The organism is Microbacterium sp. sgz311019 (genome assembly GCF_056135325.1).
In genome coordinates this window covers 340,943-366,967 of the sequence record NZ_JBWAXO010000001.1, presented here as the reverse complement: position 1 = coordinate 366,967, position 26,025 = coordinate 340,943, and the positions used below count along the sequence as shown (strand labels likewise).

20 protein-coding genes, 2 tRNA genes and 1 other RNA gene are annotated in these 26,025 nt (G+C 69.6%); 10 read left to right on the top strand and 13 right to left on the bottom strand.

The features are described from left to right. Positions 1–95 precede the first annotated feature (95 nt). Positions 96–1,685 carry a sigma-70 family RNA polymerase sigma factor gene (locus AC0NZN_RS01760; RefSeq protein ID WP_474590543.1) on the bottom strand — a complete coding sequence of 530 codons (1,590 nt, stop codon included), beginning with the start codon at positions 1,683–1,685 and terminating at the stop codon, positions 96–98. 263 nt (positions 1,686–1,948) lie between these two features. Beyond that, the gene (gene def, locus AC0NZN_RS01755) at positions 1,949–2,515 is read right to left on the bottom strand and encodes a peptide deformylase (protein ID WP_474590542.1); all 567 of its coding nucleotides are present in this window, start codon (positions 2,513–2,515) and stop codon (positions 1,949–1,951) included. 40 nt (positions 2,516–2,555) lie between these two features. Between def and AC0NZN_RS01750 the strand changes: the two genes are divergently transcribed. Next, positions 2,556–3,533 (top strand): DMT family transporter, encoded by a 978-nt coding sequence (locus tag AC0NZN_RS01750; RefSeq protein WP_474590541.1) that lies wholly within the window; start codon positions 2,556–2,558, stop codon positions 3,531–3,533. Positions 3,534–3,537: 4 nt separating this feature from the next. On the opposite strand, the gene AC0NZN_RS01745 is transcribed toward AC0NZN_RS01750, so the two are convergent. From AC0NZN_RS01745 to AC0NZN_RS01735, 3 genes are all read right to left on the bottom strand, one after another. Next, a complete protein-coding gene (locus AC0NZN_RS01745; protein ID WP_474590540.1) occupies positions 3,538–3,837 on the bottom strand; it encodes a hypothetical protein in 300 nt (99 codons plus the stop codon). A 1-nt stretch (position 3,838) separates the two neighbouring features. Continuing rightward, positions 3,839–3,912: transfer RNA gene (locus tag AC0NZN_RS01740), tRNA-Ile, on the bottom strand. Between the two features lie 38 nt (positions 3,913–3,950). After that, entirely contained in the window at positions 3,951–5,954 is a 2,004-nt protein-coding gene (locus AC0NZN_RS01735; RefSeq protein WP_474590539.1) for a DUF262 domain-containing protein, read from the bottom strand. 213 nt (positions 5,955–6,167) lie between these two features. On the opposite strand from AC0NZN_RS01735, the gene AC0NZN_RS01730 reads away from it, so the two are divergent. After that, positions 6,168–6,941, top strand: a complete 774-nt coding sequence (locus tag AC0NZN_RS01730; protein ID WP_474590538.1) for a hypothetical protein — start codon at positions 6,168–6,170, stop codon at positions 6,939–6,941. Positions 6,942–7,011: 70 nt separating this feature from the next. Here AC0NZN_RS01730 and AC0NZN_RS01725 read toward each other — a convergent pair whose 3' ends face one another. Next, positions 7,012–8,940, bottom strand: coding sequence for a S53 family peptidase (locus tag AC0NZN_RS01725; RefSeq protein WP_474590537.1), 1,929 nt, complete (start codon positions 8,938–8,940; stop codon positions 7,012–7,014). A 224-nt stretch (positions 8,941–9,164) separates the two neighbouring features. On the opposite strand from AC0NZN_RS01725, the gene AC0NZN_RS01720 reads away from it, so the two are divergent. Beyond that, positions 9,165–9,668 (top strand): DUF3145 domain-containing protein, encoded by a 504-nt coding sequence (locus AC0NZN_RS01720; RefSeq protein WP_474590536.1) that lies wholly within the window; start codon positions 9,165–9,167, stop codon positions 9,666–9,668. 169 nt (positions 9,669–9,837) lie between these two features. On the opposite strand, the gene AC0NZN_RS01715 is transcribed toward AC0NZN_RS01720, so the two are convergent. From AC0NZN_RS01715 to aceE, 6 genes are all read right to left on the bottom strand, one after another. Then, a complete protein-coding gene (locus AC0NZN_RS01715) occupies positions 9,838–11,076 on the bottom strand; it encodes a beta-ketoacyl-[acyl-carrier-protein] synthase family protein (protein ID WP_474590535.1) in 1,239 nt (412 codons plus the stop codon). 55 nt (positions 11,077–11,131) lie between these two features. Continuing rightward, the gene (locus AC0NZN_RS01710) at positions 11,132–11,380 is read right to left on the bottom strand and encodes an acyl carrier protein (RefSeq protein ID WP_474590534.1); all 249 of its coding nucleotides are present in this window, start codon (positions 11,378–11,380) and stop codon (positions 11,132–11,134) included. Between the two features lie 74 nt (positions 11,381–11,454). Beyond that, positions 11,455–12,456 (bottom strand): beta-ketoacyl-ACP synthase III, encoded by a 1,002-nt coding sequence (locus AC0NZN_RS01705; protein ID WP_474590533.1) that lies wholly within the window; start codon positions 12,454–12,456, stop codon positions 11,455–11,457. Further along, entirely contained in the window at positions 12,453–13,373 is a 921-nt protein-coding gene (locus tag AC0NZN_RS01700; RefSeq protein WP_474590532.1) for an ACP S-malonyltransferase, read from the bottom strand. Before AC0NZN_RS01700 ends, AC0NZN_RS01705 begins: the two co-directional genes overlap by 4 nt. An 87-nt stretch (positions 13,374–13,460) precedes the next feature. Beyond that, on the bottom strand, positions 13,461–14,657 hold the full coding sequence (locus AC0NZN_RS01695) for a PucR family transcriptional regulator (protein ID WP_474590744.1): 1,197 nt from the start codon (positions 14,655–14,657) through the stop codon (positions 13,461–13,463). Positions 14,658–14,685: 28 nt separating this feature from the next. Further along, positions 14,686–17,412 (bottom strand): pyruvate dehydrogenase (acetyl-transferring), homodimeric type, encoded by a 2,727-nt coding sequence (gene aceE, locus AC0NZN_RS01690; protein ID WP_474590531.1) that lies wholly within the window; start codon positions 17,410–17,412, stop codon positions 14,686–14,688. Positions 17,413–17,555: 143 nt separating this feature from the next. Here aceE and AC0NZN_RS01685 point away from each other — a divergent pair. From AC0NZN_RS01685 to rnpB, 4 genes are all read left to right on the top strand, one after another. Further along, positions 17,556–17,628, top strand: a tRNA-Val gene (locus AC0NZN_RS01685). Between the two features lies 1 nt (position 17,629). Beyond that, positions 17,630–18,361, top strand: coding sequence for a zinc ribbon domain-containing protein (locus AC0NZN_RS01680; RefSeq protein WP_474590530.1), 732 nt, complete (start codon positions 17,630–17,632; stop codon positions 18,359–18,361). Beyond that, positions 18,319–20,079 carry a bifunctional 3'-5' exonuclease/DNA polymerase gene (locus AC0NZN_RS01675; protein WP_474590529.1) on the top strand — a complete coding sequence of 587 codons (1,761 nt, stop codon included), beginning with the start codon at positions 18,319–18,321 and terminating at the stop codon, positions 20,077–20,079. Before AC0NZN_RS01680 ends, AC0NZN_RS01675 begins: the two co-directional genes overlap by 43 nt. Before the next feature lie 30 nt (positions 20,080–20,109). Beyond that, positions 20,110–20,469, top strand: an RNA gene (gene rnpB, locus AC0NZN_RS01670) — RNase P RNA component class A. A 75-nt stretch (positions 20,470–20,544) separates the two neighbouring features. Here the strand turns inward: rnpB and ppgK are convergent. Then, the gene (gene ppgK / locus AC0NZN_RS01665; RefSeq protein ID WP_474590528.1) at positions 20,545–21,306 is read right to left on the bottom strand and encodes a polyphosphate--glucose phosphotransferase; all 762 of its coding nucleotides are present in this window, start codon (positions 21,304–21,306) and stop codon (positions 20,545–20,547) included. A 72-nt stretch (positions 21,307–21,378) separates the two neighbouring features. Here ppgK and AC0NZN_RS01660 point away from each other — a divergent pair, with 72 nt between their 5' ends. The 3 genes from AC0NZN_RS01660 to AC0NZN_RS01650 are packed head-to-tail and all read left to right on the top strand — an operon-like array spanning position 21,379 to position 25,954. Beyond that, entirely contained in the window at positions 21,379–21,564 is a 186-nt protein-coding gene (locus AC0NZN_RS01660) for an SPOR domain-containing protein (RefSeq protein WP_474590527.1), read from the top strand. Positions 21,565–21,609: 45 nt separating this feature from the next. Then, positions 21,610–22,947 (top strand): glutamine synthetase family protein, encoded by a 1,338-nt coding sequence (locus AC0NZN_RS01655; protein WP_474590526.1) that lies wholly within the window; start codon positions 21,610–21,612, stop codon positions 22,945–22,947. Positions 22,948–22,954: 7 nt separating this feature from the next. Then, a complete protein-coding gene (locus AC0NZN_RS01650; protein ID WP_474590525.1) occupies positions 22,955–25,954 on the top strand; it encodes a bifunctional [glutamine synthetase] adenylyltransferase/[glutamine synthetase]-adenylyl-L-tyrosine phosphorylase in 3,000 nt (999 codons plus the stop codon). The last annotated feature ends 71 nt before the right edge of the window (positions 25,955–26,025 follow it).

Here is a 26,025-nt window from a genome sequence, read left to right as displayed (position 1 = left end):
GCCCCTTCAGCCCTCGGGTCGAGGGGGCGTGCCCGTGTCGAAGCGGCGCGACGTCGCGGTCAACGATGCGTCGAGTCGTGATCGGGAAGTATGCCCTACTTCAAGAGTGTCGGGCCGTCCGCCGGAACCCCGTTCACGAGCAGCTGAGTCCGACCATTCGGCCCCCCGGCGGGGATCACGGTGGTGGACTGGATCGTGACGATGAGGGTGCTGCCCCCTCCACCCGCGACCGCCGGTGCAGTCGGGGCGGTCGTCGGCGCGGGAGCCACGGCGACGACGGCCGGCGCCGCAGAGGTCACGGGAGCCGGTGCGGCGCTCGTTACGGGAGCGGGCGCTCGAGTGATGAGGCCGGTGATGATGCCTGCGGCGTTGGGTAAAGGGGCGATCACCGCAGCGATCGGGTCCGGAATCGAGACGACGAGCGTCACGTCGGGCACCGAGACGGACACGGACGCGATCGGTTCGACGGGAGCAGACGGCGGCTCTGGCGGGGTGCGGGCGGCCCGCGGGGGAGACGCATCCCGAGTCGCGATCGGAGCGATCGCACCCGGCACCGTCGACGCGGTGGGGAGCTGTTCCGCCTCGGCATCCCGAGGCGGAACTCTCCACGCCGCCGACGGGGGATCCGAGCGCACCGTCGCGGGGGCGCTGCTCCCGTGCGATCCGCGATCCGGGCCGATGACGGCAGCACCGCCGACCGTGCTCACGACCGCGAGAGCCGCCGCGGCGAGTGTGATCTTCGCCCCCAGCGAGGCGAAACCGCCGACGGCCGCGTTCAGGCCGGAACTGTACGACGCGCCGGCAGAGACGGATGCCGAGATCCCCCCGTCGCCGACCGGTGCAACTCCGCCCACTCCCATCGCTACGGTCACCGGGGCCGCGCCATGCTGGCTCCATGCGAGGGATCCACCTGCGCCCGCGCCGAGGAAGATCGGCGGCAGCGCCCGGGCGAGGCGGCCGCCGACCTCCTCGGCCTCGGCGGCGGCCGTCGTGCACGGGGGACATGCGTCGAGGTGCTCTTCGATGCGGGCGGAGTCCCTTCGAGAGGCGTTGCCCCGGGCGTGGGACCCGAGCCGGCCCAGCACCCAATGACACTCGGAGTCTGCGTTGAGGGCGCGAAGGTGTGCCTGGATCCAGGCCTCCCGCAGCCCCTCCCGTGCACGGAAGGCGAGTTGTGCGGCGGCGTTCGCGGTCATGCCCAGAAGCGGTGCCACATCGAGGATCTTCATCCGCTCCACTTCGGTGTACCACAGCACCTCCTGCCATCGCGCGGGAAGACTCTGGAACGCACGGCAGGCCAGGGATCGGTTCACCGCATCATCGCTGTGGGCCTGTTCCCAGACCGGGTCGGCGTGCAGCTCGATGTGCTCGTCGGGCTGCTCCCGGTGCTGCCGGGACCAGCTGACGGCGATGTTCCTGACGGCGGCCAGGAGGTAGGCGCGAAAGCTCGCGCGGGGGCCGTCCCCTCTCTGTATGGCGGCGAGAGTGGTCGCGAACGCCTCCTGCGCGAGATCGTCGGCGTCGTATTTCGACGTCGTCGTGCGAGCCGCGGCCAGCGCAGCCGAGTAGTGGCGCCGCCACAGTTCTGCGAAGCACGAGTCGTCGCCCGCTCGCGTCGCCTCGACCAGGTCGGCATCCGACCCTTCGATGGATCGTTCCGAACGGTCGCCGTCAATCGCGGTCATGTGTGCTCCGTCGTCGGTGTGAACGGCAGGCGATGCAGCAGCCTCTTGAAAACAAGTATGCAACCTCAGCTCGGAAAGCGCTTGTACGGAGGGCAATCGGAAGAGTGCACGCGCCGGCGGAGATCCCGGTTCCAAGCGGGGTGGACTGATCGGGACGGATTTCATCCGCCCGGTCGGGCGACCGGTGCAGCCCCCCGCGTCATGCCCGAGCGGACGGCCTCATCCGGATCAGGGGAGTCGGAGCCTCTCCGGCGACGCGCCGGTCAGGCGTCGATGGCGTCGATGCCGGGCGTCCAGAACTGTCCTGGGCGCCCCCACCCTCGCTTGCGGGCGAGCTTCTGCACGGTCTTCCAATCGCTGTCGCTCAGACGGTCGATGTACAGGATGCCATCCAGGTGGTCGAACTCGTGCTGCATGATGCGCGCGCGCCAGCCGTCCACTTCGAAGCGCACGGCCTCGCCCTCGAGATCGGTGCCGGTCACGAGCACCGCGTCCGAGCGTCGCAAGGGGAAGCGCTCACCCGGGAACGACAGACACCCTTCGGACTCCTCGTCCGGATCGGGCTCGCCGGGTTCGAGCGGCCGCATCCACAGCTCGGGGTTGATGATGACGCCGCGCCAGGGCGCGCCGTCGTCGTCCTGGTACGTGTACGTGTATATCCGCAGGCCGACGCCCACCTGGGGCGCGGCGAGCCCGACGCCGGGCGCGGCATCCATCGTCTCGAACATGTCGGCGACGAGCGTGCGGATCTCGTCCGTGATCTCGCCGACGGGGGAGGCGGGGGCGTGCAGAACAGGATCGCCCATGATGCGGATGGGAAGTACGGCCACGTCTCGAGCCTATCGAGCGGCCTGCCGATAGGGTCTAAGGGTGATTGCGCAGGGAGTTCCGCTGGGCGACGTCACCGATCATCTGGTCGGCGTGTTCCGTGACCCCGCCATTCTCCTCGGCATTCCGCTCGCGCTTCTCGGCGCGGTGTTCATGTCGTTCGGTGCGCAGTATCAGTACCGCGGCGTGACGAAAGTGGAGCAGCTCACGGGGACCTCCGGGAGCGCGGGTCTCAACGGGCGCCAGCTGGTGAACCTGCTGAAGCGCCCGTCATGGGTGTTCGGCACGCTCATGCTCGCCGCGGCGATCACCTGCCAGCTGTCCGCGCTCGCCGTCGCGCCGCTCATCATCGTGCAGCCGATCGGCGCGGTCTCCCTTGTCATCACGACTTTGCTGAACGCCAGGATCTCCGGCCACAAGCCGACCCGGAAGTCGATCCGCTCGATCGTCGCCTGCATCACAGGCATCGTCGTGTTCGTGACGATCGCGGCGCTCTTCGCCACGGAGACGCCGGTGTCGAACCTGCAGCTCATCATCATCCTGAGCCTGCTGTTGATCGTCCTGATCGCGCTTCTCGTGCTGTGGCTCGTGCTGCGCAAGCGCGGGCACCCGCTCTTCTACATCGCCGCCGCCGGCATCATCTACGGCTTCGTCGCGACCCTTGCGAAGGTCGTGATCTCACGCCTTCAGGCGCGAGACTTCAACTGGCTGACCCTGCTGTGCGTCATCGGCCTGATCGTCGCCGTCGTGCTCGGCGCGTACTTCGTGCAGACGGCCTATTCGGTCGGCCCGCCCGACCTCGTGATCGCGGGGCTCACGGTGGTCGACCCGATCGTGGCCGTGACGATCGGCCTGACGATCCTGCAGGAGGCAGCTGACGCGCCCCTCTGGGCGTTCGGAGGATTCCTCCTGGCGGGTGCGGTCGCCGTCTATGGCGTCATCACCCTCGCGCGGTACCACCCTCAGGTGATCAGCGACAGCCAGGAGATCCCGCTTCCGCGGGGCGGCGGAAAGGGCTGACGCCTCAATCCCGCAGAGGCGGTGCGTCGATCGTGATCCGGCCGCCCTCGATGCGGCCCGGCTCGCGGCCCTTGTCGCCCGGCGTGGGGGCGGGTGCCGGCACCTCGACCTGAGCGCGCCACTCCGCGTTCGCCTCCTCGGCGCTCGGGCGCCATACGGCATCGAAGCCCGCGCCGAGACCGCCCATGCCGCCGCCGGAGATCCGGCGCTCGCGCTCCACGCGCGCGACACGCGGGGCGATCGCCACGGCGACCACCACCGCGATCAGCGCGGCAGCCGCGACCATCCAGGCGATGGCGTCCATGTAGGGCGGGTGGGACTTGAACCCACGATCGTCGGGTTATGAGCCCGCTGCCTTGACCAGCTTGGCCACCGCCCCCTGTGCTTCGAGCCTACCGGGGACGCCGGAGAGGGTCGTCACATGTGAGCGGCGATGTACGAGTACTTGACGAAGACCTCCGCGGCGAGCCCCGCCTCCTCGAGCACGCCCTGCACGGCGGTCAGCATGTACTTCGCGTCCCAGCCCATGTAGAGGAAGTGGGTGTCGTCGAGGGTGTCCCAATGGCCGTTCCAGGCCTGCGCCTCATAGATGGGGCCGCCCCGCCGGGCGCTGAAGGCCTCGACGTCGCTGCGCGAGTCGGCCCACAGCCGCTTGAAGACACGGTTGAACAGGGCCTTCACGTCGTGCACCTCCCAGTGCTCGCCCCGATACTCGGTGTACTCGAACTCGCGCTGCCAGCCGCGCGGCCAGCCGCGTCGGCGCACCGCATCCAGGACCGGGGTGAGGCCGTCGTCGTCGATGCCGTCGATCGCCGGACGCGCCCACACCTCGACGAAGCGGTCGGCGAGGCGCGAGGTGCGCTCGGAGATGGCTGCGGTGCCCCAGCTCTCGGGTGCGACGGCCTCACGGGAGGCGGCGATGGCGCTCCGCCCGTACAGACCGCGGGCTTCCGGATACGTCGCGCCGAACGCGCGCTCGGCGAGAGGAGCCTCGAGGAGCACGAGGTTGCCGAGGGTCTGGGCGAGCGCGCGGTGGCTGTTCTGCTCGTCCTCGGTGTACTCGCCCCAGGTGTGCACGCCGTCCGGGGACCATCCGTCGCTGGGGGCGAGGGGGAGGATGTGCGCGACCTCGAGGTCTGCGGCATCCGCCACGTCGCTCAGGCGGGAGAGGATGTACGCGGGATGCGGCAGCTCACCGTACTTCAGCGCCATCCGTACGCGCTCGTCCGACGGAGTGATGCGCGCGATGGCGCGGACCAGCTGGGACGGGCTCTCCATGCGGGCGCGGCACAGCCGCGCGACGATCCGCTCGTTCCCGATCCCGACGACCGTGCGCCGCAGGAGCAGCGACTGCACGAGCTCGAGGAGCTCGGTGAGATCCGCCTTCGACAGGCGGCCGCGTGCATGGTCGCGGTAGCCGCGCATAGTCAGAGGCGAGATCGCGCGCCCGAAGGTGTTCACGTAGGCGAGCTGGCGGGCGATGTCCGGGTCGCTCTCCTGCGTCGGGTCGGACAGGATGCGGTACGCCTCGGAGTACTCCCGCCATTCGGCGGCGTGCCCGCGCAGCGTGTCCAGGTCGAGGCGCGGGAACTCGTGGCGGAACGCGTCGTACACTCCGTGCTCGCCGGCGACGGCCACCTCGCGCCCCGTCTTCATGACGAGGTAGTGACGCCAGAACGGGCCGATGGCGTCACCGGTGTTGCGTTCGATCGGGATCCAGTACTCGTCCTCGATCTCGCTCTGCTCGGCGTGCGAGAGGCCCATCAGCACGTAGTTGTGGATGAGCTCGTGGTCGCGCAGCGGTGCGCCCGTCGAGTTGAGGCTCTCGAAGATCTGCTGGGCGTTCGCATCCGCGCCCAGGGTGATCGACACGTGCTCGAGCTTCTGCAGGCCGCGCCAGATGCGGGGCACCTCGTCGAGGCCCACCTGACTGCGGAAGAACGCGTAGTTGTCGTCGAAGCGCGAGTCGCGCAGGTCGTCGCCGTCGTCCCGGACGTCGAGGACGACGCTGCGGAAGACGTCCGCCCACTCGCGGTGCGGACGCAGCTTGGTGCCGTTGTCCCCGTCGTGCACGAGCACCCGAGCGAGGTCCGCCGCCAGCGCCACATCGTGCTCCCGCACAGTGTGGTGCAGCGCGGCGACCAGCAGCATCAGCGTGGTGATCCGCTGCTGGCCGTCGATGAGCACGAGCTCGGTGGTGCCGCTCGCGGCGCTCTCGGTCGAGAGGATCGAGCCGATGAAGTGCGTGTGCGCGTCGTCGGAGTCGCCCACGGCGCGGATGTCCGCGAGGAGCTGCTCGCACCCGCCGATGTCCCACCTGTACTGGCGCTGATAGACCGGGACGACGATCGTCGAGTGGCCTGCTGCGAGCCATCCGATCGTGTTGACAGCGGTGGCATCGACATTCGCAGCAGTGGCCATCGTGGTGCTCGTCTCCCGGCTCTCGTGTGTGCTCTCCGTGCCCGCTCGCGCCGGCCATGCCGCCTCCCAGTCTATTCGGGGGCATTCCCGAGCCCGTCCGAGCGGCCTTTTTCACGGTTCCCCGTCCCAGGGCCCGAAAGGTGCCCGGGATAGGCTTGCCTTACCCGGGGCGTGTAAAAACTTCGCTCGCCCCCGACGAAAGGTGATCCGCACATGGGTTACATCAAGTCCGCAGCTCTCGAGGAGACCGGTTACGTCGTCCTCGACAGCTACAACCAGGAGCTGGACCCCCAGGAGTGGCTCGACATCGAGTACAACGACTGGAAGTCCTCCGGAGACACGCGCTTCGCGCCGCTGGCCAGCGCCTTCGGCGAGATCGAGTGCAACGGCTTCTGGAACCACAAGCCGCCGCGCACCGACAAGGACGGCGTCTGGATCCCCTCGCAGGTCGAGAAGGCGCCGAACCTCACGCGTCGCGCGCAGGAGCCGGGCGCTAATGTCGGCCGGTGCCGCGTCATCGAGCTGCAGCCGAACACCTACGGCGAGTGCCTCTACAACCTCCACCAGGACGACAACAACCGTCTGAACCCGGACGGCACCGGCTGGGTCGTGCGCGGGTTCTTCAACCTCACCGACGACAAGGACAGCTACTTCGTCCTGCGCGAGAACCGCACGGACCCCGCCGGCGAGGTGCGCATCGCGCTTCCGGCCGGGGCGCAGCTCATCGTCGACACGCAGCGTCTGTGGCACGCCGCGACCCATCCGGGTCCCGACCCGCGCTACTGCCTCATCACCTCGTGGACCTCAGGCCCCGAGCTCGACGCGTACATCGAGAAGCACCACGGTGTGAGCCGGGTGGAGAGCTACCCCGTGGCGCAGGAGATCCTCGATGCCGGCTACGCCGAGCAGGCGCGGAAGGATGCGGCGCGCGCCGCGTACTACGCCGCCAAGGGCCAGGCCGAGGTCCAGGCCATGAGCGAGGCCTGAGCCTCGCATCCCGCGCCAAACAGCGGCCCCGGTCCGAGGACCGGGGCCGTTGTTCCATGTGAGGTGCGGACTACGGAGCCGCGGTGAGCCATCCGGCGCGCGCACTGCCCCAGCCGGTCGAGGGGTCCCACCCGGTGTAGACCTTCAGCGACGTGTCGGCCCCGTTGAATGTGCGCACCGAGTAGAGGTAGCCGCCCGATGCATCCAGGCCGTTCGCGAAGTCGACGCGGATGTTGCCCTGGTCGACCCCCGCGCCGGTCACGTCCTGGAATCCGGAGTGGTTCTTGTAGATGAGCGGGTTCAGGAGGCCGAGTCCGCCTCCGCTCGCCTGCACCTTGATCGCCGTCATGCCGGCGAAGAGGGGCGCAGCGAGGCTCGTGCCGCCGATGCGGTAGGTGTCGTAGGCCGCCGTGCCCGTGAAGGACTGCGTCTGGCCGACGAGCATTCCCGTCGTGGGGTCGGCATCCATCGAGACATCCGGAAGCGCGCGCCCGCCGTTCGGGCTGACGATGCCGGCATCGCTCTGGTACTTCGGTTCCGCGAAGTTGGACGAGTAGCCGCCGCCGCCCCCGTAGAGGAAGCTCGTGACGAGTGACCAGCCGGTGGCGCCCTTGGGGAGCGAGTACTTGCTCGTCTGCCAGCCCGTCTCACCGACGACGCCGGCGCGGGTGATCTCGGTGGACGTGCCGCCCACGCCCGTCACGTACGGGTCGGATGCCGGGTAGTCGGTCTGTGGCGAGCCGAGCGATGTTGCCTCGTCGCCGTTGTCGCCGGTCGAGAACACGTAGCTGATGCCCTCCAGGGCGCCCTGCAGGAACGCGGCCTCGTAAGCGAGCGCGGTCGACGGCTTGACATTGTCTCCGGCGTCGCCCCACGAGTTGGACACCACGCTCGCCGTGGCTTCGTCGTTGATGCGCGCGAAGGTGTCGAGGAAGTCGGTGTCGTAGCAGCTCTTGGATGCGTAGTACCGCACGTTGGCTGCCGGCGCCATGGCGTGCACGGCTTCGACGTCGAGGGTCTGCTCGCCGTACCAGCCCGAGGCGTCGCACTGGCGCTGTCCGGTGTTCACACGCGTGAACGAGCCTGGCAGGCTCTGCGTGAACTGACCCTGGGCGAATTGGCTGTCGCCGGTGTCCCTCGCGTAGCGGTTGGCGTCCGCTTCGATGGTCGGGGATGCATACGCGTCGACGATGGCGACGGTCACACCCGCACCGTCGGCGCCGGATGCAGCGCCCGCCTCGTACGCGCCGCGCAGTTGCGGTCCGGTGTATCCGCACGGCGCGAAAGCGAGCGCAACGCCGTTGAACAGCGGAAGCGTCGTGCCGTCCGGTGTCGGCGTATTGGTCTGCGTCGCCGATCCGTACCACTGGGAGCACGGTGTTGCGTTGCGGAATCCGTCCGACGGAGGCGACGGCTTCTGGGTGTGCGGAACGTTCGTCTCGGGCGTCGTGTCCAATCCGGACACCGCGAGGACGGCGTCGGCGACCGAGTCGGGCGCCTGCAGCGGACCGGTCGGCGCCTGGACGCTCAGCCCATCGTGGGTGTAGTTCGCCATCGAGACGTTGAACGCCTTGGTCGCGGCCGCCACGTTCCCGGTGACGTCGACGTAGCGCGAGTTCGGCTCGACAGCGACGACGCTGAGGCCCGCACCGGTGAGCCAGGCGCGTACGGCGTCGACCGTGGCCGACGTGGCGTCGTAGCGTGCGTGGAATGCGGCAGGGGAGAGGTAGTGGTGATAGCTGCGGGAGCCGGGAGTCGAGACCGCGGTGGCAGCGGCAGCAAGATCAGCCAGTCCGCCGTTCGGCGCGAGGTACACGCGCGCCTGGACCGCGGCGGAGGCCGAAGGAGCGCCGGTCTTCTTGCCGTGGCTGAGCCAACCCGGAGCCGAGTTGGGAATGGTCTTCTCGGTCGGAGCGGCGTTCGCCGCCATCGGTACGGAGAGGGCAGCGACGACGGCCGCGACCGCGACGAGCGCCCCTCCCATCATGGTTCTGCGCATCCAGGATCCTCCAGATGTTCCCTGTGCCGTCGCGCGGGTGCACGACGATGCGACGGTACGCCGATGCGGCGAGTTCATTCAGGAGTCTCGGCATTTCCATAGGGACGGAACTACACTCTTGTGATTCGTGCGGCTCTTGGGCGATAATGGCCGCGAGAACCGAACAACGCCACGTGACTCCGATCAGGTCGTAGGGGAAGACGCACCTGACACAAGGAGGGAACATGGCGACGACATCAGCGCGCGGCGTGATCTTCATCCACTCCGCGCCGAAGGCATTGTGCCCGCACCTCGAATGGGCCGTCGGCCGGGTGCTGGGCCGGGGCACCAGCTTCGAGTGGGCCGATCAACCGGTGTTGGCGGGCAGTCGACGCGCGGAGTTCTACTGGGAGGGCCCCTCCGGCACCGGAGCGGCGCTGTCCACCGCGATCCGCGGCTGGGAGCATCTGCGGTTCGAGGTGACCGAGGATCCCACGCCGCGCAGCGACGGAGGCCGCTGGCTGCACACGCCGGGGCTCGGCATCCATTACGCCCAGACCGACACAGCGGGCAACGTCGTGATCGGGGAGGACCGCATCCGCTACGCGATGGAGGTCGCGGCGGGCGACATGCGCGAGCTCGAGCGGGAGCTCGACGTCGCGCTGGGCGCCGCCTGGGATGAGGAGCTCGAGCCATTCCGCCACGCGAGCGATGACGCGCCCGTCGTCTGGCTTCACAAGGTGGGCTAGGCCCACACACAGCGGATATCGAGCGAACGTCACGAGGATTCAGGAAGGTGGAGGCGCCAGTATCGGCAGTCGGAGGACGACATTCCCGGAAGCCGACAACACGTATCGCCTGCCTGACACGGAAGAAGCCCCCGGGGAACCGGGGGCTTCTTCCGTCTGCGGACGCGGATCAGACGTTCGTGAACGCGGCGACGGCGTTGTGGCCGCCGAAGCCGAACGAGTTGCTGATCGCCAGCTGGTCGCCCGAGCCGAGCTCCTGGACCGAGCCGGACACCCGGAACGGCACGGCCGGGTCCTGCGTCGAGATGTTGATCGTCGGGGGAGCCACCCGGTCACGGATCGCGAGGATCGTGAAGATCGCCTCCAGTGCGCCCGTTCCGCCGAGCAGGTGTCCCGTGGAGGCCTTGGTTGCGGAGACGGGGATGTCGTCGACCCGGTTGCCGAACACCGCCTTCAGCGCCTGGTACTCGTTGGGGTCGCCGACGGGCGTCGACGTCGCGTGGGCGTTGATGTGCGTCACGTCGTCGACGGATGCGCCGGCCATGTCGAGCGCGAGGTTGACGGCACGGGCCGCCCCGTGGCCCTCGGGGTCGTTGGCCGTGATGTGGTACGAGTCGGCGGTGACACCGCCGCCGACGACCGCGGCGTAGATCTTCGCACCGCGCGCACGCGCGTGCTCCTCGGTCTCGAGGATGAGGACGGCCGCACCCTCGCCCATGACGAAGCCATCGCGGTCGACGCTCGTCGGACGGGACGCGGTCTCGGGGTCGTCGTTGCGGCGCGAGAGCGCCTGCATCGCCGAGAAGGCTGCGATGGTGACCGGGTGGATCACGGACTCGGTGCCGCCGGCGATGACGACGTCGGCCTTGCCCTCGCGGATGTGCTCGATGGCGTTCACGATCGCCTCGGTGCTCGACGCGCAGGCGCTGGCGACGGTGCGGGCGTAGGCACGGGCGTTGAACTGCAGCGAGAGGTTTCCAGCGGCCGCGTTGGGCATGAGCATCGGGACCGACATCGGCATGACGCGCCGGATCCCCTTCTCCTGCAGCGTCTTCCAGCCGTCCAGCAGCGTCCAGAGGCCGCCGATGCCCGTCGCGAAATCGACCCCGAGTCTCTCGGGCTCGACGTCGGGGCTGCCGGCGTCCTCCCACGCTTCACGGGCGGCGACCAGCGCCAGCTGCGCCGACGGGTCGAGGCGCTTGGCGATGGGCCGCTCGAGGACTGTGTCGGGGCGGACCTTCGCCGTGGCGGCGAAGCTGACGGGCAGCTGATACTCGTCGATCCAGTCGACCTCGAGGGTGTGCGTCCCGGACTCGCCGTCCAGGAGCGCAGACCAGCTGTCGGGGACGGTGCCGCCTAGGGGCGTGCTGGCGCCGATGCCGGTGACGACGATGCGGGAGTTGCTCATGTGGTGGAGGATCCTCGGGATCGTGGGTGGGGGCCGAAGCCCCCACCGGTCGTGATTACGCCTGGTTCGACGTGATGTAGGTGACGGCGTCGCCGACGGTCTTGAGGTTCTTGACCTCGTCGTCCGGGATCGTGACGCCGAACTTCTCCTCGGCGTTGACGACGATGGTCATCATCGAGATCGAGTCGATGTCCAGGTCGTCCGTGAACGACTTCTCGAGGCTGACCTCGTCGGCCGAGATGCCCGTCTCGTCGGTGATGAGCTCTGCGAGTCCGCCGAGGACCTCGTCGTTGGTGTATGCCATGGGGTTCTCCTGTTCGTAGGGGATCTGAGGCCTGGGGCAGGCCGGTGTTCAGTTTAGGGTCGGGGGTCCGCCGCTCAGGGAAGGACGACCACCTGTGCGCTGTAGACGAGTCCGGCGCCGAATCCGATCTGCAGGGCGAGTCCGCCGCTCAGCTCTGGGTGCTCCTCGAGAAGCCGGTGGGTGGCCAGCGGGATCGAGGCCGCGGATGTGTTGCCGGTGGTCTCGATGTCGCGGCCGATCACGACGGTGTCCGGAAGCTTCAGCTGCTTGGCGAACTCGTCGATGATGCGCATGTTGGCCTGGTGGGGGATGAAGGCGGCGAGATCGGATGCCTCGATCCCCGACACTTCGAGCGCCTGCCGCGCGACCTTCGCCATCTCCCAGACCGCCCAGCGGAAGACCGCCGGACCCTCCTGCCGGAGCGTCGGCCACGGCGATTCGCCGTCGCGGAACTCGGTGAGGGTGTGGTTCATGCCGACCACGTCGGCCTTCGAGCCGTCCGAGCCCCACACCGTGGGGCCGATTCCGGGCGTGTCGCTGGGGCCGACGACGACCGCGCCGGCGCCGTCGCCGAGGAGGAAGGAGATGCTGCGGTCCGTGGGGTCGACGATGTCGCTCAGCTTCTCGGCGCCGACCACGACGGCGTAGTTCGCGACGCCGCTGCGGATGAGCGCATCCGCCTGGGCCACGCCGTACGAGAACCCGGCGCAGGCCGCGTTGACGTCGTAGGCGGCGGCCGGCGTGGTGCCGATGCGATCGGCGACGATCGCGGCCACCGAGGGCGACTGCTTGGGGTTGCTGATCGTCGCGACGATGACTGCATCGATCAGAGACGGGTCGACACCGGATCGCTCCACGGCCTCGCGGGCGGCATCCGTCGCGAGGTCGACGGCGGTCGTGTCGTGGTCGGCGCGAACGCGGGTCACGATGCCGGTGCGCTGACGGATCCACTCGTCGCTCGAGTCGATCGGCCCGACGAGATCGTCGTTGGGGACGTAGTTCTCACCGCGGGCGGCGCCGTACGCGTAGATGCGGGTGTGCGCCGGGCCGGTCGTCTGGTTCAGTGTGGCGGTCATGCATTGCCTTCCGAGAGCAGGGCGGCCGCGGCATCCAGGTCATCCGGCGTCTTGACCGCGACCGAGGGAACGCCGCGAAGCGCGCGCTTGGCGAGACCCACGAGCGTGCCCGCGGGAGAGAATTCGATGATGCCGCTCACACCGGCCCGAGCGAAACCCTCCATGCAGAGGTCCCATCGCACGGGGGACGCGACCTGCCCCACGAGGAGATCGAGCGCGCGCCGTCCGTTGTCGACGATCGAACCGTCGCTGTTCGTCCAGAGCGTCAGCTGCGGGTCGTACGCCTCCGTCTCCACGGCGGCATCACGCAGCGTTTCGACTGCAGGCGCCATGAAGCTCGTGTGGAAGGCGCCCGCCACCTGCAACGGGATGACGCGGGTGCCCGTGACGGGCTGCTCTGCGAGCGCGGCCAGGGCGACGAGGCTGCCCGCCGCGACGATCTGACCGCCGCCGTTGTAGTTCGCGGGCGTCAGGCCGAGCTCGGTGAGGCGCGCGACGACCGTCTCCTGGTCGCCGCCGAGGACCGCGCTCATCCCGCTGCCCTCGACCGCAGCGGCATCCGCCATCGCGCGGCCGCGGATGCCGACGAGCCGCATGGCGTCGTCCGGGGAGAGCACGCCCGCCGCAGCCAGTGCGGCGAACTCGCCGACCGAGTGCCCGGCGACGCCCGACGGGGTCGCGGCCGTCCGCTCGCCGAGCGCGCCCCACGACAGAAGACTGGCGGCCACGATCAACGGCTGGGCGACGCTCGTGTCCCTGATGTCGTCGGCGCCCCATTCGGTGCCGGCGGCGACGAGGTCGACCTGAGCGTGCTCGGAGAAGACCTCGAGACGCTCGCGGGTCCCCTCGAGCTCGAGCCAGGGCGAGAGGAAGCCGGGGGTCTGAGAGCCCTGTCCAGGGAAGACGGCGACGATCACCTCACCATCCTGTCAAGGATTGCGGGCGGCGGCTGGCTATCTGGTCACAAGAATCCGGCAGACGTTTGTACTGATTCGACAGAAACGTCAGCGAGGTCGCCGGTTCGTTGGCGACCGCCGGCGCATGCCGTCCGCCCCGACCGCACCCAGGATGAGCGCCGTCTGGAGGATGAGCGCCTCCCGGGGGCCCGTGGCATCCCATCCGATCACCTCCGACACGCGCTTCAGGCGGTAGCGGACGGTGTTCGGGTGCACGAACAGCTCGCGGGCCGTCGCCTCGAGCGAGCGGCCGTTGTCCAAGTAGCTCCACAGTGTGGCGACGAGGTCCGGGCTGTGGTCCTTGAGCGGCCGATATACCTTCTCGACGAGGGTCTGTTTGGCCAGCGGGTCTCCGGCGAGCGCGCGCTCGGGCAGGAGGTCGTCCGCCTCGACCGGCCGGGGCGCGGAGCGCCACGCCTGGGACACGGCGAAGCCGGCCAGCGCGGCGCGGGCGCTCTGGCTCGCATCGACGAGCGCCGGCACCGTCGGGCCGAGGACGAGGTGACCGGGGCCGAAACTCGGCTCCAGGTGCCGGGCGATGTCCGGGAACGGGAGGTCGACGGGTTCCTCCCCGGTGCGCGCGGGCGGGTCGGAGCGGCCTATGACGAGCACGAGTCGCGAGCCGTGCACGCCGATGAGGACGTCCACGCCGAGCTTGCGGGCCGTGCGGCGCACCTGGTCGATGTCGAATTGGTGGGGAGTCGTCCCCACGAGCACGGCGACCTCGCCATGGCCGTGCCATCCCAGCGCGGCGATGCGGCTCGGCAGCTCCTCGTCGGCCTCGCCCGTCAGGATCGAGTCGACGACGAGAGCCTCCAGTCGCGCGTCCCACAGGCCGCGCGCCTCAGCGGCGCGGGCGTAGACGTCGGCGGCGGCGAACGCCACCTCGCGCGAGTACAGGAGGATCGCCTCGCGCAGCTGCTCGCCCTTGCCCGTCACCCGCTCCTCGGTGATCTCCACCGTGACACGGATCAGCTGGAGAGTCTGGGTGAGGCTGACGCTGCGCAGCAGCTCGCGGGGAGCGGCGGCGAAGATGTCCGCGGCGATCCACGGCGTGGAAGCCGGGTCGTCGTACCACTGGATGAACGACGTGATGCCCGCCTGCGCCACCAGCCCGACGGCGGACCGTCGGGCCGGCGGCATCTCGGCGTACCACGGGAGCGTATCGTCGAGGCGCTTGATGGTGGCCGTCGCCAGATCACCCGCGATGCGTCGCAGCCAGGCGAGGGTCTCGGCCTTGTCCATCGTCGGCGTACCGGCGCTCACAGGGGGGTCAGCTCTCCCCGCCGGCGCTGCCGCTCGTGCCCGCGTTGACATCGTGCAGGCGGTACTTCTCGATCGCCTGCGCCGAGAGCCCTGCGTCCACGACGCCGTCCTCGGCGAGGGCCTGGAGCGTGCGGACCACGATCGACGGACCGTCGATCTTGAACCACCGTCGCGCGGCCGCACGCGTGTCGGAGAATCCGAAGTAGTCCGCGCCGAGGGTCACGAAGCGGTTCGGCACCCACGGGCGGATCTGGTCCTGGACCGCATGCATGTAGTCGCTGACGGCGACCACCGGACCTTCGGCCCCGCGCAGCTTCTCGGTGAGGTACGCCGTGCGGCGCTCCTCGCCCGGGTGCAGGAAGTTGTGCTCGTCCGCATTCAGACCGTCGCGGCGCAGCTCGGTCCAGGAAGTGACGGACCAGACATCGGCGACGACACCCCAGTCGTCCTTGAGGAGCTTCTGCGCCTCGAGAGCCCACGGAACGCCGACTCCGGACGCGAAGAGCTGGGCACGGGGACCCTCGCCCTCGCCGGTCGAGATGCGGTGGATGCCGCGGACGATCCCGTCGACGTCGACACCCTCCGGCTCCGCCGGCTGGACCATGGGCTCGTTGTACACCGTGAGGTAGTACATGACGTTCGGATCCGGGTGGTGGCCGCCGTACATGCGGTCAAGGCCGGTGCGCACGATGTGGGCGATCTCGTAACCGTAGGCCGGGTCGTACGACACGGTCGCCGGATTCGTCGCCGCGAGCAGCTGCGAGTGTCCGTCGGCGTGCTGCAGCCCCTCGCCCGTGAGCGTCGTGCGGCCTGCGGTCGCGCCGATCACGAAGCCGCGCGCCATCTGGTCGCCCGCTGCCCACTGCGCGTCACCGGTGCGCTGGAAGCCGAACATCGAGTAGAAGACGTAGATCGGGATCAGCGGCTCGCCGTGCGTCGAGTACGACGTGGCGGCGGCGGTGAACGCCGCGAGCGCGCCGGCCTCGTTGATGCCGACGTGGACGATCTGGCCCTGCGGGCTCTCCTTGTAGGCGAGGAGCAGCTCGCGGTCGACCGACGTGTAGTGCTGGCCGTGCGGGTTGTAGATCTTCGCCGTCGGGAAGAAGGCGTCGATGCCGAACGTGCGAGCCTCGTCCGGGATGATGGGCACGATGCGGTTGCCGAAGTCCTTCGCGCGGAGGAGGTCCTTCAGCAGACGCACGAAGGCCATGGTCGTCGCGACCTCCTGCGTGCCCGAGCCCTTGCGCGGGATGGCGTAGGCGCTCTCGTCGGGGAGGGTGATCGGGACGTTCGTCGACCGCCGCTCGGGCACGAAGCCGCCGAGAGCGCGTCGACTCTCGAGCATGTACTGGATGGTCTCGTCCTGCGCGCCGGGGTTGAAGTACGGCGGCTGGTACGGGTTCTCCTCGAGCTGCGCGTCCGTGACCGGGATGTGCATCGCGTCGCGGAAGTGCTTCAGGTCGTCGAGGGTCATCTTCTTCATCTGGTGCGTCGCGTTGCGCCCCTCGAAGTGCGGGCCCAGGCCGTAGCCCTTGATGGTCTTCGCGATGATGACGGTGGGCTGGCCCTTGTGCTCCAGCGCCGCCTTGAAGGCCGCGTACACCTTGCGGTAGTCGTGGCCGCCGCGCTTGAGGTTCCAGATCTGCTCGTCGCTGTAGTCCTTGACGAGTGCGAGCGCTCGCTCGTCGCGCCCGAAGAAGTTCTGCCGGACGTACGCGCCGTTCTCGGCCTTGTACGTCTGGTAGTCGCCATCCGGCGTGACGTTCATGAGGTTCAGGAGCGCGCCGTCGGTGTCGCGAGCGAGCAGTTCGTCCCACTCGCGGCCCCACACGACCTTGATGACGTTCCAGCCCGCGCCGCGGAAGAAGCTCTCGAGCTCCTGGATGATCTTGCCGTTGCCGCGGACAGGCCCGTCGAGGCGCTGCAGGTTCGCGTTGATGACGAAGGTGAGGTTGTCGAGCCCTTCGTTCGCCGCCACCTGCAGCTGACCGCGGCTCTCGACCTCGTCCATCTCGCCGTCACCGAGAAACGCCCAGACGTGGGCGTCGGAGACGTCCTTGATGCCGCGGTTGGTGAGGTACTTGTTCGACATCGCCTGGTAGATGGCGTTGATCGGGCCGAGGCCCATCGACACCGTCGGGAACTGCCAGTAGTCGGGCATGAGCCGGGGGTGCGGGTACGACGGGAGGCCGTTCGGCGCCTGCGACTTCTCCTGACGGAAGCCGTCGAGCTGCGCCTCCGTGAGACGCCCCTCGAGGAAGGATCGGGCGTAGATGCCGGGGGAGGCGTGACCCTGGATGAACACCTGGTCGCCGCCCGACGGGTGGTCCTGGCCGCGGAAGAAGTGGTTGAAGCCGACCTCGTAGAGCGCGGCTGACGACGCGTAGGTCGAGATGTGCCCACCGACCCCGATCCCCGGGCGCTGCGCACGGTGCACCGTGATGGCGGCGTTCCAGCGGATCCACGCGCGGTAGCGGCGCTCGATCTCCTCGTCGCCCGGGAACTCGGGCTCGTTCTCCGGCGCGATCGTGTTGATGTAGTCCGTGGTCGGAACCATCGGAACGCCCAGGTGGAGCTCGCGCGACGTGGACAGCAGGCTCAGCATGATCTCGCGCCCGCGCTCGTGGCCCTTGGCCGCGACGAGCTGCTGGAGCGACTCCTGCCACTCCGACGTCTCCTCGGGGTCGCTGTCGAGGGGCTCCTGGGAGTAGGGATCCTGATCGTGGACAGTCACGGGTGACCTTTCGTCGACTGGCAGATCATGCCAGGGGGTGATCTTTGCGGCGGGTCCGGGTTGTACGGTCTCGACAAACACCGCGCTGATCAGCCTACCCAGTACCGATGCCACCCGGATCTCGCCCCATAGACTGGCAGCGAGGACTTGTAGCTCAGTTGGTAGAGCGCCACGTTTACACCGTGGATGTCGTCGGTTCGAGCCCGGCCGGGTCCACGTGAACGCCAGCCCCGCCGACCAGCGCCGTCTCCTCGAGCTCGCGGAGCTCGACGTCCGCATCCGCCAGGCGGAGACCGCGCGGACGTCGCCACCGCAGGCCGCCCGCGTGCAGGAGCTGATCGCGCAGCGGCAGACGCTCTCGCAGGAGCTGTCCACCCGTCTCGGCCTCCGCGACGACGCCACGGCGGAGCTGAAGCGGATCGAAGCGGACGTGGCGGTGGTCGATGCTCGCGCCGCCCGCGACACCGAGCGGCTGCGCACGGTCTCGAATCCGAAGGATGCGCAGGGGCTGGAGAGCGAGCTCGCCTCGCTCGCTCGCCGCAAGAGCGATCTCGAGGACACCGAGCTCGAGGTGATGGAGCGGCTGGAGACGGCGAACGTCGCCGTCGCCGAGCAGGAGGCGCTCATCGCCGAGACGAACGCGGAGGGCGCGGCGCTGTCCGCAGCGGCGAAGCAGCACGTCGCCGAGGCGACTGCGCGGGTCGAGGCATCCACCAGGGACCGGTCGGCGGTCGTCGCGACCATTCCCGCCGAGCTCGTCGCGCTCTACGACAAGCTCGTCACGCGCAATGCGGGTGCGGCCCTGCTGCGTCGTCAGACCTGCGAGGGCTGCCGGATGGTGCTCTCGGGCACCGATCTCGCCGCCCTGAGGCAGACCGCCGAGGATGTCGTGGCCACCTGCCCGGAATGCGGCTGCATCCTCGTGCGCACCGAGGAATCGGGGCTCTGAGCCCGCGCGCGGACCCGCTGCCGGCGGCCTGGATCGTCGTCGGACGCGAGGACGCGCACATCGTCGCCGTCCGGCTCGACGCCCACGGCGACGAGTTGTCGCGCACGTCGTTGCCGACCGGCGAGTTGCCGTCGCTCATCGCGGAGGAGGACGCCGGATCACGCTGGGTCTGGCACGACACGCCGACCTGGTACCCGCAGCTGCTGGATGCCGGCGTGCGCGTCGCCCGCATCCACGATCTCCGGCTGTGTCATGCGATCCTGCGCGACAGTGCGCTCGTGGCCGATGACCACGGGCTTCGCGCGGCTTCGGACTGGGATGCGGCGGCCGTCGTCGAACCGGCCCAGGCCGCTTTGTTCGAACTCGATGCGGGAGTCGCGGGGCCTCCGGACGACGTCGCATCCGTCCTCGCCGAATTCGCCCGCCAGCGCGCCGCACTCGACGCGTCGGACGATCCCGGGCGCCTGCGCCTGCTCCTCGCGGCCGAGTCGGCGGGCGCTCTCGTCGCCGTCGAGATGCGCGCGGCGGGCCTCCCCTGGGACTCGGACGCGCACGACCGCCTCCTCAGCGAGGTCCTCGGCTCGCGTCCCGCGGGCGGCGGGATGCCGCTCCGGATGCAGCAGCTGGCTGCCGAGGTGCGCGCCGAACTGCGCGACCCGGCCGCGAGCCTCGATTCGCAGCCGAAGCTGCTGCGCTCTCTCCACCGCGTGGGCATCCTGGCCGACTCCACCAGCCGCTGGGAACTCGCGCGCTACGACCACCCCGTCATCGAGCCGCTGATCCAGTACAAGCGGCTCGCGCGCCTGCATGCCGCGAACGGCTGGGGGTGGCTCGCCGAGTGGGTGCACGAGGGGCGGTTCCGGCCGGTGTACGTCCCCGCGGGAGTCATCACGGGCCGCTGGGCCTCATCCGGCGGGGGAGCTCTGCAGATCCCACGGCAGCTGCGTCCCGCCGTGCGCGCAGACCCGGGATGGGCCCTCGTCGTGGCGGATGTGGCGCAGCTGGAGCCTCGCGTTCTCGCGGCGATGTCGGGAGACACGGCGCTCGCCCGCGCGGCCCGCGGGCAGGACCTCTACGCGGGGATCGTCGACAGTGGCGCCGTGCCGACGCGGGCCGAGGCCAAAGTGGCGATGCTCGGCGCCATGTACGGAGCGACGACGGGAGACAGCGGACGGCTCCTGCCCGCGCTGCGGCGCACGTACCCACGGGCCATGGCGCTCGTCGACGACGCAGCCCGGGTGGGGGAGCAGGGCGGGGTGGTGTCCACGTGGCTGGGGCGAACCTCTCCCACGACCTCCTCCGGCTGGCGCGACGTCCAGGCCGCGGCCGCCGAGCCCGAAGCATCCGGGGCCGACGAGGCCCGTGCGCGGCGGCGCGCTGCGGATCGCGGACGCTTCACGCGGAACTTCGTCGTGCAGGGGACCGCGGCCGAATGGGCGCTGGCTTGGCTCGCCGACCTCCGCACGCGCCTCGCCGCGATCGACCCGGTCGACGAGGATCGCGGCGCGCCCGCATCCGGAGCCGTCTTCTCCACCCGGCCGCACCTGGCCTTCTTCCTGCACGACGAGATCATCGTCCACACACCTCTCGAGCGGGCGGACGAGGTGGCCGCGGCGGTGCGGGATGCGGCGGCCTCCGCCGCGCGCCTGCTGTTCGGGCGGTTTCCCGTCGATTTTCCGCTCGACCTGCGCATCTCGCAGACCGCGGCCAAGGACTGACGGACCCGCCCCGTAGAATCGAAGGGCGAATGGGTCGGCCGGACGGTCGCGTCGCGGGATTCCGCGCCGAGGAACGTCCGGGCTCCACAGGGCAGGGCGGTGGGTAACACCCACCCGGAGCGATCCGCGAGACAGTGCCACAGAGAGCAGACCGCCCCGGCTGTGCCGGGGTAAGGGTGAAAGGGCGGTGTAAGAGACCACCGGGATCGTGGTGACACGATCCGCACGGCAAACCTCGCCCGGAGCAAGGCCAGACAGGGGATGACGACGCGGCCCGCCGAGTCCCCGGGTAGGCCGCTGGAGCGGCACGGCAACGTGTCGCCGAGAGAGATGACCGTCGAAGGGGCTCCGGCCCCGGAACAGAACCCGGCGTACAGGCCGGCCCATTCGCCTCAGTCGGCGGCCAAGGCGGCCGCCCGGTGTTCGTCTGTCGCGGGGTTCCCCCGCGAATCGCGCATCCGGAGTTCAGTCGGCGGCCAAGGCAGCGGCCCCGATGATCCCCGCATTGTTCCGATGCTTCGCCGGGACGATCGGGGTCTTCAGCGTGAGCAGGGGGAGAAACCGTTCGGGGTTCTTCGACACGCCGCCGCCCACGACGAACAAGTCGGGGCTGAACAGGAACTCCAGGTAGTCGTAGTACCACTGCAGGCGCTCCGCCCAGTCCTCCCACGACAGGTCGGAGCGCTCCCTTGCCGAGACGGAGGCGTAGCTCTCCGCATCGCCGTCGTGCCCGGCACGCTGGAGGTGTCCGAGTTCGGAGTTCGGAACGAGCAGGCCGTTGTAGATCATGGCCGAGCCGATTCCGGTGCCGAGCGTCGTGAGGATCGTCAGCCCCTTCGCGCCCTTCGCGGCGCCGTATCGGACCTCGGCGATCCCGGCGACGTCGGCGTCGTTGGCGAAGTGGATGCTGCGCCCCAGACCTTTCTCGAAGAAGTCCTCCGCCTCGAAGCCGATCCACTCGTGCGAGACGTTCGCGGCCGAGAGGGTTCGCCCCTCTTTGATGATCGCCGGGAAGGCCACGCCGAGCGGCACGGACGAGTCGACCACTCCCAGTGTCGTGACGACCTCGCGAACGGCGGCGAGCACATCGTCCGGTCGGGCGCCCTCCGGCGTCGACACGCGCACGCGGTCGCTGACCAGCTCCCCCTTGTCGAGATCGACGAGACCGGCCTTGATCCCCGTTCCGCCGATGTCAACGCCCACTGCGAGAGTCGCCTTCGCTGCCATGGCCTCAGCCTATCCAGCGGCTCGGGGTCGCTAGGATCGACCACACGGACACGGTCCACGAGGGAGGACGTCATGACCAGCGGAACGTTCGACGGCGACGAGAAGTACTGGTACAACCTCAAGACCGGTGACGTCGAGTTCGGATACAAGACCCCCGCGCCCGACCGGGCGGGTCCGTTCGACACGGCGGAGGAAGCCGCTCGAGCACCCGAGATCATCAAGCGGCGCTCGCAGGACTGGGCCGACGAGGACGACTGACCGCTGGATCGGCGACGGCCGACCGCACCCCGGGAGAGGGCATACATGGACAAACAGCGCGACTTCGTCCTGCGTACGATCGAAGAGCGGGGGGTGAAGTTCGTCCGCCTGTGGTTCACCGACGTCGTCGGCACCCTGAAGTCGGTCGCCATCGCACCCGCCGAGGTCGAGGGAGCCTTCAGCGAGGGCCTCGGCTTCGACGGATCGGCCATCGAAGGCCTCACCCGCTCGTACGAATCCGACCTGCTGGCGCATCCGGATCCGACGACGTTCCAGATCCTGCCGTGGCGCGGGGAGGTCGACCCGACGGCGCGCATGTTCTGCGACATCACGACGCCCGACGGCGAACCGGCTGTCGCCGATCCGCGGCATGTCCTGAAGCGCACCCTCGCGAAGGCGAGCGACGCGGGGTTCACGTTCTACACCCACCCGGAGATCGAGTTCTATCTCCTGAAGTCCTCGCAGTACGGCCCCGACGGCCCCGAGCCCGTCGACTCCGCGGGGTACTTCGACAACGTCCCCGGTGGCACGGCGCACGACTTCCGCCGGCGCTCGGTGCGCATGCTCGAGGATCTCGGGATCTCGGTCGAGTACAGCCACCACGAGGGCGGCCCGGGCCAGAACGAGATCGATCTGCGGTACGCCGACGCGCTGTCGACGGCCGACAACATCATGACCTTCCGCACGGTCATCAAGGAGGTGGCGATCGAGCAGGGCGTGTATGCGACGTTCATGCCGAAGCCCCTCGGCGGACATCCGGGCAGCGGCATGCACACGCACATGTCGCTGTTCGAGGGTGAGACGAACGCCTTCTACGAGGAGGGTGCCCAGTATCAGCTCTCCACGGTCGGCCGCCAGTTCATCGCCGGGCTGCTGCGCCACGCCAATGAGATCGCGGGAGTGACGAACCAGTTCGTCAACTCGTACAAGCGCCTGTGGGGCGGTGACGAGGCGCCGAGCTTCGTCTGCTGGGGTCACAACAACCGCTCGGCGCTCGTGCGCGTCCCGCTCTACAAGCCGAGCAAAGGCCAGTCCTCGCGCGTCGAGTACCGCGCGCTCGACTCCGCCGCCAACCCGTACCTCTCGTACGCGCTCATCCTCGCGGCCGGGTTGAAGGGCATCGAGGAGGGCTACGAGCTTCCTCCGGAGGCGGAGGACAACGTCTGGTCGCTGACGGATGCGGAGCGCCGCGCCCTGGGGTACGAGCCGCTGCCGGCGAGCCTCGATCACGCCCTCGAGTACATGGAGGAGTCGGAGCTCGTCGCCGAGACGCTCGGCGAGCAGGTGTTCAGTTATGTGCTGCTCAACAAGCGGCAGGAGTGGCAGGAGTACCGCGCACAGGTGACGCCGTTCGAGCTCAAGCGCAACCTCGAGATGCTCTGACCGGCGGATGACGACGGGTGATCGAACCAGCGGGCTGACCGGCCTCGCCCGCCTCGGCTTCAGCGGGCTGGAGGCGGCTGAAGTCGCCCTGGCAGAGCTGGAGTCCACCCTCGGTGTGAGCCGCGGCATCCTCCTCACGGGCGCCGCGCGTGCCGCCGACCCCGACGCCGCGCTCGACGCGCTGCTGCGGATCGCGCGGCGACGCACCGAGCCGCTGCGGACGGTGCTCGCGGACGATCGCGGGCGACCCGCGGTGTGGGCGCTCCTCGGCGCGTCGCAGGGCTTCGCGGATTTCTACCTGCGCCATCCCGACGAGCTCGCCGATCTCACGACGGCTGGCGGTTCGCTGCCGAGCGCGCAGACTCTGACCGCCGAGCTCCTGGACGCCGTCGGGGCGAAGGACGACTTCGCTGCCGACGGCAGCGAGAACGCCTGGGTCGCCCTGCGGGTCCGCTACCGGGGACTGCTCGCCCGGATCGCCGCGTTCGACCTCCTCAGCGAGGATCCTGTCGAGGTTCTGCCGGCTGTCTCGGCGAGACTCGCGGATGCGGCGGGCGCGGCGCTCGAAGCATCCCTCTGCGTCGCGCGCACCCGCATCTCGGGCGGTGCCCCGGGGGCGAAGTTCCCCCGAGAGCAGGTCGCGGCCACGCGGTTGGCGATCATCGGCATGGGCAAGACCGGTGCCCGTGAGCTGAACTATGTGAGCGACGTGGACGTCATCTTCGTGGGCGGTGCCGACGAAGAGACGCTCGCGGAAGTCGGCGAGAGCCGCATCATCGACATCGCCACGAAGCTGGCGTCCCACACGATGCGCGGCATCTCGGGCGTCGAGCGAGAGCCCCCGCTGTGGGAGGTCGACGCCAATCTGAGGCCCGAGGGCAAACAGGGCGCGCTCGTGCGCACGCTCGAGTCCCACCTGTCCTACTACGACCGCTGGGCGCGCAGCTGGGAGTTCCAGGCGCTGCTGAAGGCGAGGCCCATCGCGGGAGACCCCGAGCTCGGCCACCGCTATGTCGCCGCCGTGCAGCCGAAGGTGTGGACCAGTGCGGCGCGGGAGAACTTCGTCGACAGCGTGCAGCGCATGCGCGAGCGCGTGACCGAGCACATTCCGGCAGCCGAGGTCCCGTTCCAGATCAAGCTCGGCCCCGGCGGGATCCGGGACGTCGAGTTCACCGTGCAGCTGCTGCAGCTCGTCCACGGACTCTCGGACGACCGCATCCGACAACGCGGCACGCTCGAGGCCCTCGACGCGCTCGTCACGGAGGGATATATCGGGCGGGCGGATGCCGGCACCTTCGCGCGCGACTACCGGATGCTGCGCGTCCTCGAGCATCGCATGCAGCTGAGCGCCCTGCGCCGGACGCACCTGATGCCGTCGCGGCCCGAGGAGCAGCGCGTGCTCGCGCGCGCGTCCGGCCTCGCCGAGAACGGTGCGGCGGTGTGGGCACTGTGGGAGTCGATCAAGCGCGAGGTGCGTGAGATCCACGTCCGGCTCTTCTACCGGCCGCTCCTCTCCGCCGTCGCCGCGCTTCCGGAGGAGGAGCGGACGCTGTCGGCGACTCAGGCGCACGATCGTCTCGCGGCGATCGGATTCACCGACCCGGCCGGCGCGCTTCGTCACATCGGGGCGCTCACGAGCGGCCTCAGCCGCACGGCGACGATCCAGCGCCACCTGATGCCCGTGATGATCCGCTGGTTCGCCGACGGCGTCGACCCGGACTACGGTCTGCTGGCGTTCCGCCGCATCAGCGAGCGGCTGGGTGACACTCCATGGTTCCTCCGGATGCTGCGCGACTCGTCCGGCGCGGCGGAGAGCCTCACCCGCGTGCTGTCGAGCTCCCGGTTCATCGGCGAGCTGATGGAGTGGATCCCCGAGTCTGTCGCCTGGCTCGACTCGGAGGAGCAGCTGCGGCCGCGCACGGGCGTCGCGCTGCAGGACGAGGCCCGCGCGATCCAGACGCGTCACCAGACCGTGGACGACGCCATGAGGTCGGTGCGCGGACTTCGCCGCCGTGAGCTCCTGCGCATCGCGATGGCGACGGTGCTCGGCATCCTGTCGCTCGAAGAGCTCGCCGAGGCGCTCACTACGATCACCGAGGTGACCATCCAGGCGACGCTGCGCGCCGTGCGCCGGGAGGTCGTTCCGCCGCAGGACGAGGCCCTCGACTTCTCGGTGATCGCGATGGGACGGTTCGGCGGGGCGGAACTCGGATTCGGCTCGGATGCCGATGTCCTGTACGTCTACCGTCCGAACGGCGTCGACGAGCAGCGCGCGCACGAGCTCGCGCTGCAGCTCGTGGCCGCCCTGCGCCGGCACTCGGAGGACCACCGCGTCCCGCTCGATCTCGACGCCGATCTGCGGCCGGAGGGGCGCAACGGACCGATCGTGCGTTCCCTTGACGCGTACACCGAGTACTACCGCAGGTGGTCGGTGTCGTGGGAGGCGCAGGCGCTGCTGCGCGCCCGCGGGGTGGCGGGCAGCGTGAAGCTCATCGGCGAGTTCATGAAGCTCGCAGACGCGGTGCGGTATCCGGCGGATGTGGGCATCCAGGCGCTCCGCGAGATCAAGCGCATCAAGGCCCGCGTGGAGAACGAGCGCCTGCCGCAGGGCGTCGACCGCCACCGCCATCTGAAGCTCGGGCCCGGCGGCCTGAGCGACGTCGAGTGGCTCGTGCAGATCACGCAGCTTGCGCATGCCCGCGACGTCCCGGCACTGCGCACGACGTCGACGCTCGAGGCGCTCGGTGCTGCCGTCGAGGCCGGACTGATCCCGGATGCCCAGGCGGCCCGCCTCGCCGAAGCGTGGCGCCTCGCCAGCCGTCTGAGATCCGCCAACACGCTGCTGTCCGGCCAGACGAGCGACGTCCTTCCGACGGACCGGCGGCGCCTCGACGGTATCGGGCGCCTGCTGGAGTATCCGCCACGCTCCGCGACCGCCGTGGACGAGGACTGGCTGGGCACGTCCCGACGGGCACGCCGCGTCTTCGAGAAGCTGTTCTATGGGTGAGGTCTCGTCAGCGGCGGACGGCGTGTCGACGTCGACCGACGGACGACAGCGGGGAGGGCTGCCCTCAAGGG

Excerpts from the sequence above, each read along its gene's own strand:
- AC0NZN_RS01760 (WP_474590543.1), bottom strand. The coding sequence starts at position 1,685 with ATGACCGCGATTGACGGCGACCGTTCGGAACGATCCATCGAAGGGTCG.
- AC0NZN_RS01745 (WP_474590540.1), bottom strand. The coding sequence starts at position 3,837 with ATGGACGCCATCGCCTGGATGGTCGCGGCTGCCGCGCTGATCGCGGTG.
- AC0NZN_RS01735 (WP_474590539.1), bottom strand. The coding sequence starts at position 5,954 with ATGGCCACTGCTGCGAATGTCGATGCCACCGCTGTCAACACGATCGGA.
- AC0NZN_RS01730 (WP_474590538.1), top strand. The coding sequence starts at position 6,168 with ATGGGTTACATCAAGTCCGCAGCTCTCGAGGAGACCGGTTACGTCGTC.
- AC0NZN_RS01725 (WP_474590537.1), bottom strand. The coding sequence starts at position 8,940 with ATGCGCAGAACCATGATGGGAGGGGCGCTCGTCGCGGTCGCGGCCGTC.
- AC0NZN_RS01720 (WP_474590536.1), top strand. The coding sequence starts at position 9,165 with ATGGCGACGACATCAGCGCGCGGCGTGATCTTCATCCACTCCGCGCCG.
- AC0NZN_RS01715 (WP_474590535.1), bottom strand. The coding sequence starts at position 11,076 with ATGAGCAACTCCCGCATCGTCGTCACCGGCATCGGCGCCAGCACGCCC.
- AC0NZN_RS01710 (WP_474590534.1), bottom strand. The coding sequence starts at position 11,380 with ATGGCATACACCAACGACGAGGTCCTCGGCGGACTCGCAGAGCTCATC.
- AC0NZN_RS01705 (WP_474590533.1), bottom strand. The coding sequence starts at position 12,456 with ATGACCGCCACACTGAACCAGACGACCGGCCCGGCGCACACCCGCATC.
- AC0NZN_RS01695 (WP_474590744.1), bottom strand. The coding sequence starts at position 14,657 with ATGGACAAGGCCGAGACCCTCGCCTGGCTGCGACGCATCGCGGGTGAT.
- AC0NZN_RS01675 (WP_474590529.1), top strand. The coding sequence starts at position 18,319 with ATGCGGCTGCATCCTCGTGCGCACCGAGGAATCGGGGCTCTGAGCCCG.
- ppgK (WP_474590528.1), bottom strand. The coding sequence starts at position 21,306 with ATGGCAGCGAAGGCGACTCTCGCAGTGGGCGTTGACATCGGCGGAACG.
- AC0NZN_RS01660 (WP_474590527.1), top strand. The coding sequence starts at position 21,379 with ATGACCAGCGGAACGTTCGACGGCGACGAGAAGTACTGGTACAACCTC.
- AC0NZN_RS01655 (WP_474590526.1), top strand. The coding sequence starts at position 21,610 with ATGGACAAACAGCGCGACTTCGTCCTGCGTACGATCGAAGAGCGGGGG.
- AC0NZN_RS01650 (WP_474590525.1), top strand. The coding sequence starts at position 22,955 with ATGACGACGGGTGATCGAACCAGCGGGCTGACCGGCCTCGCCCGCCTC.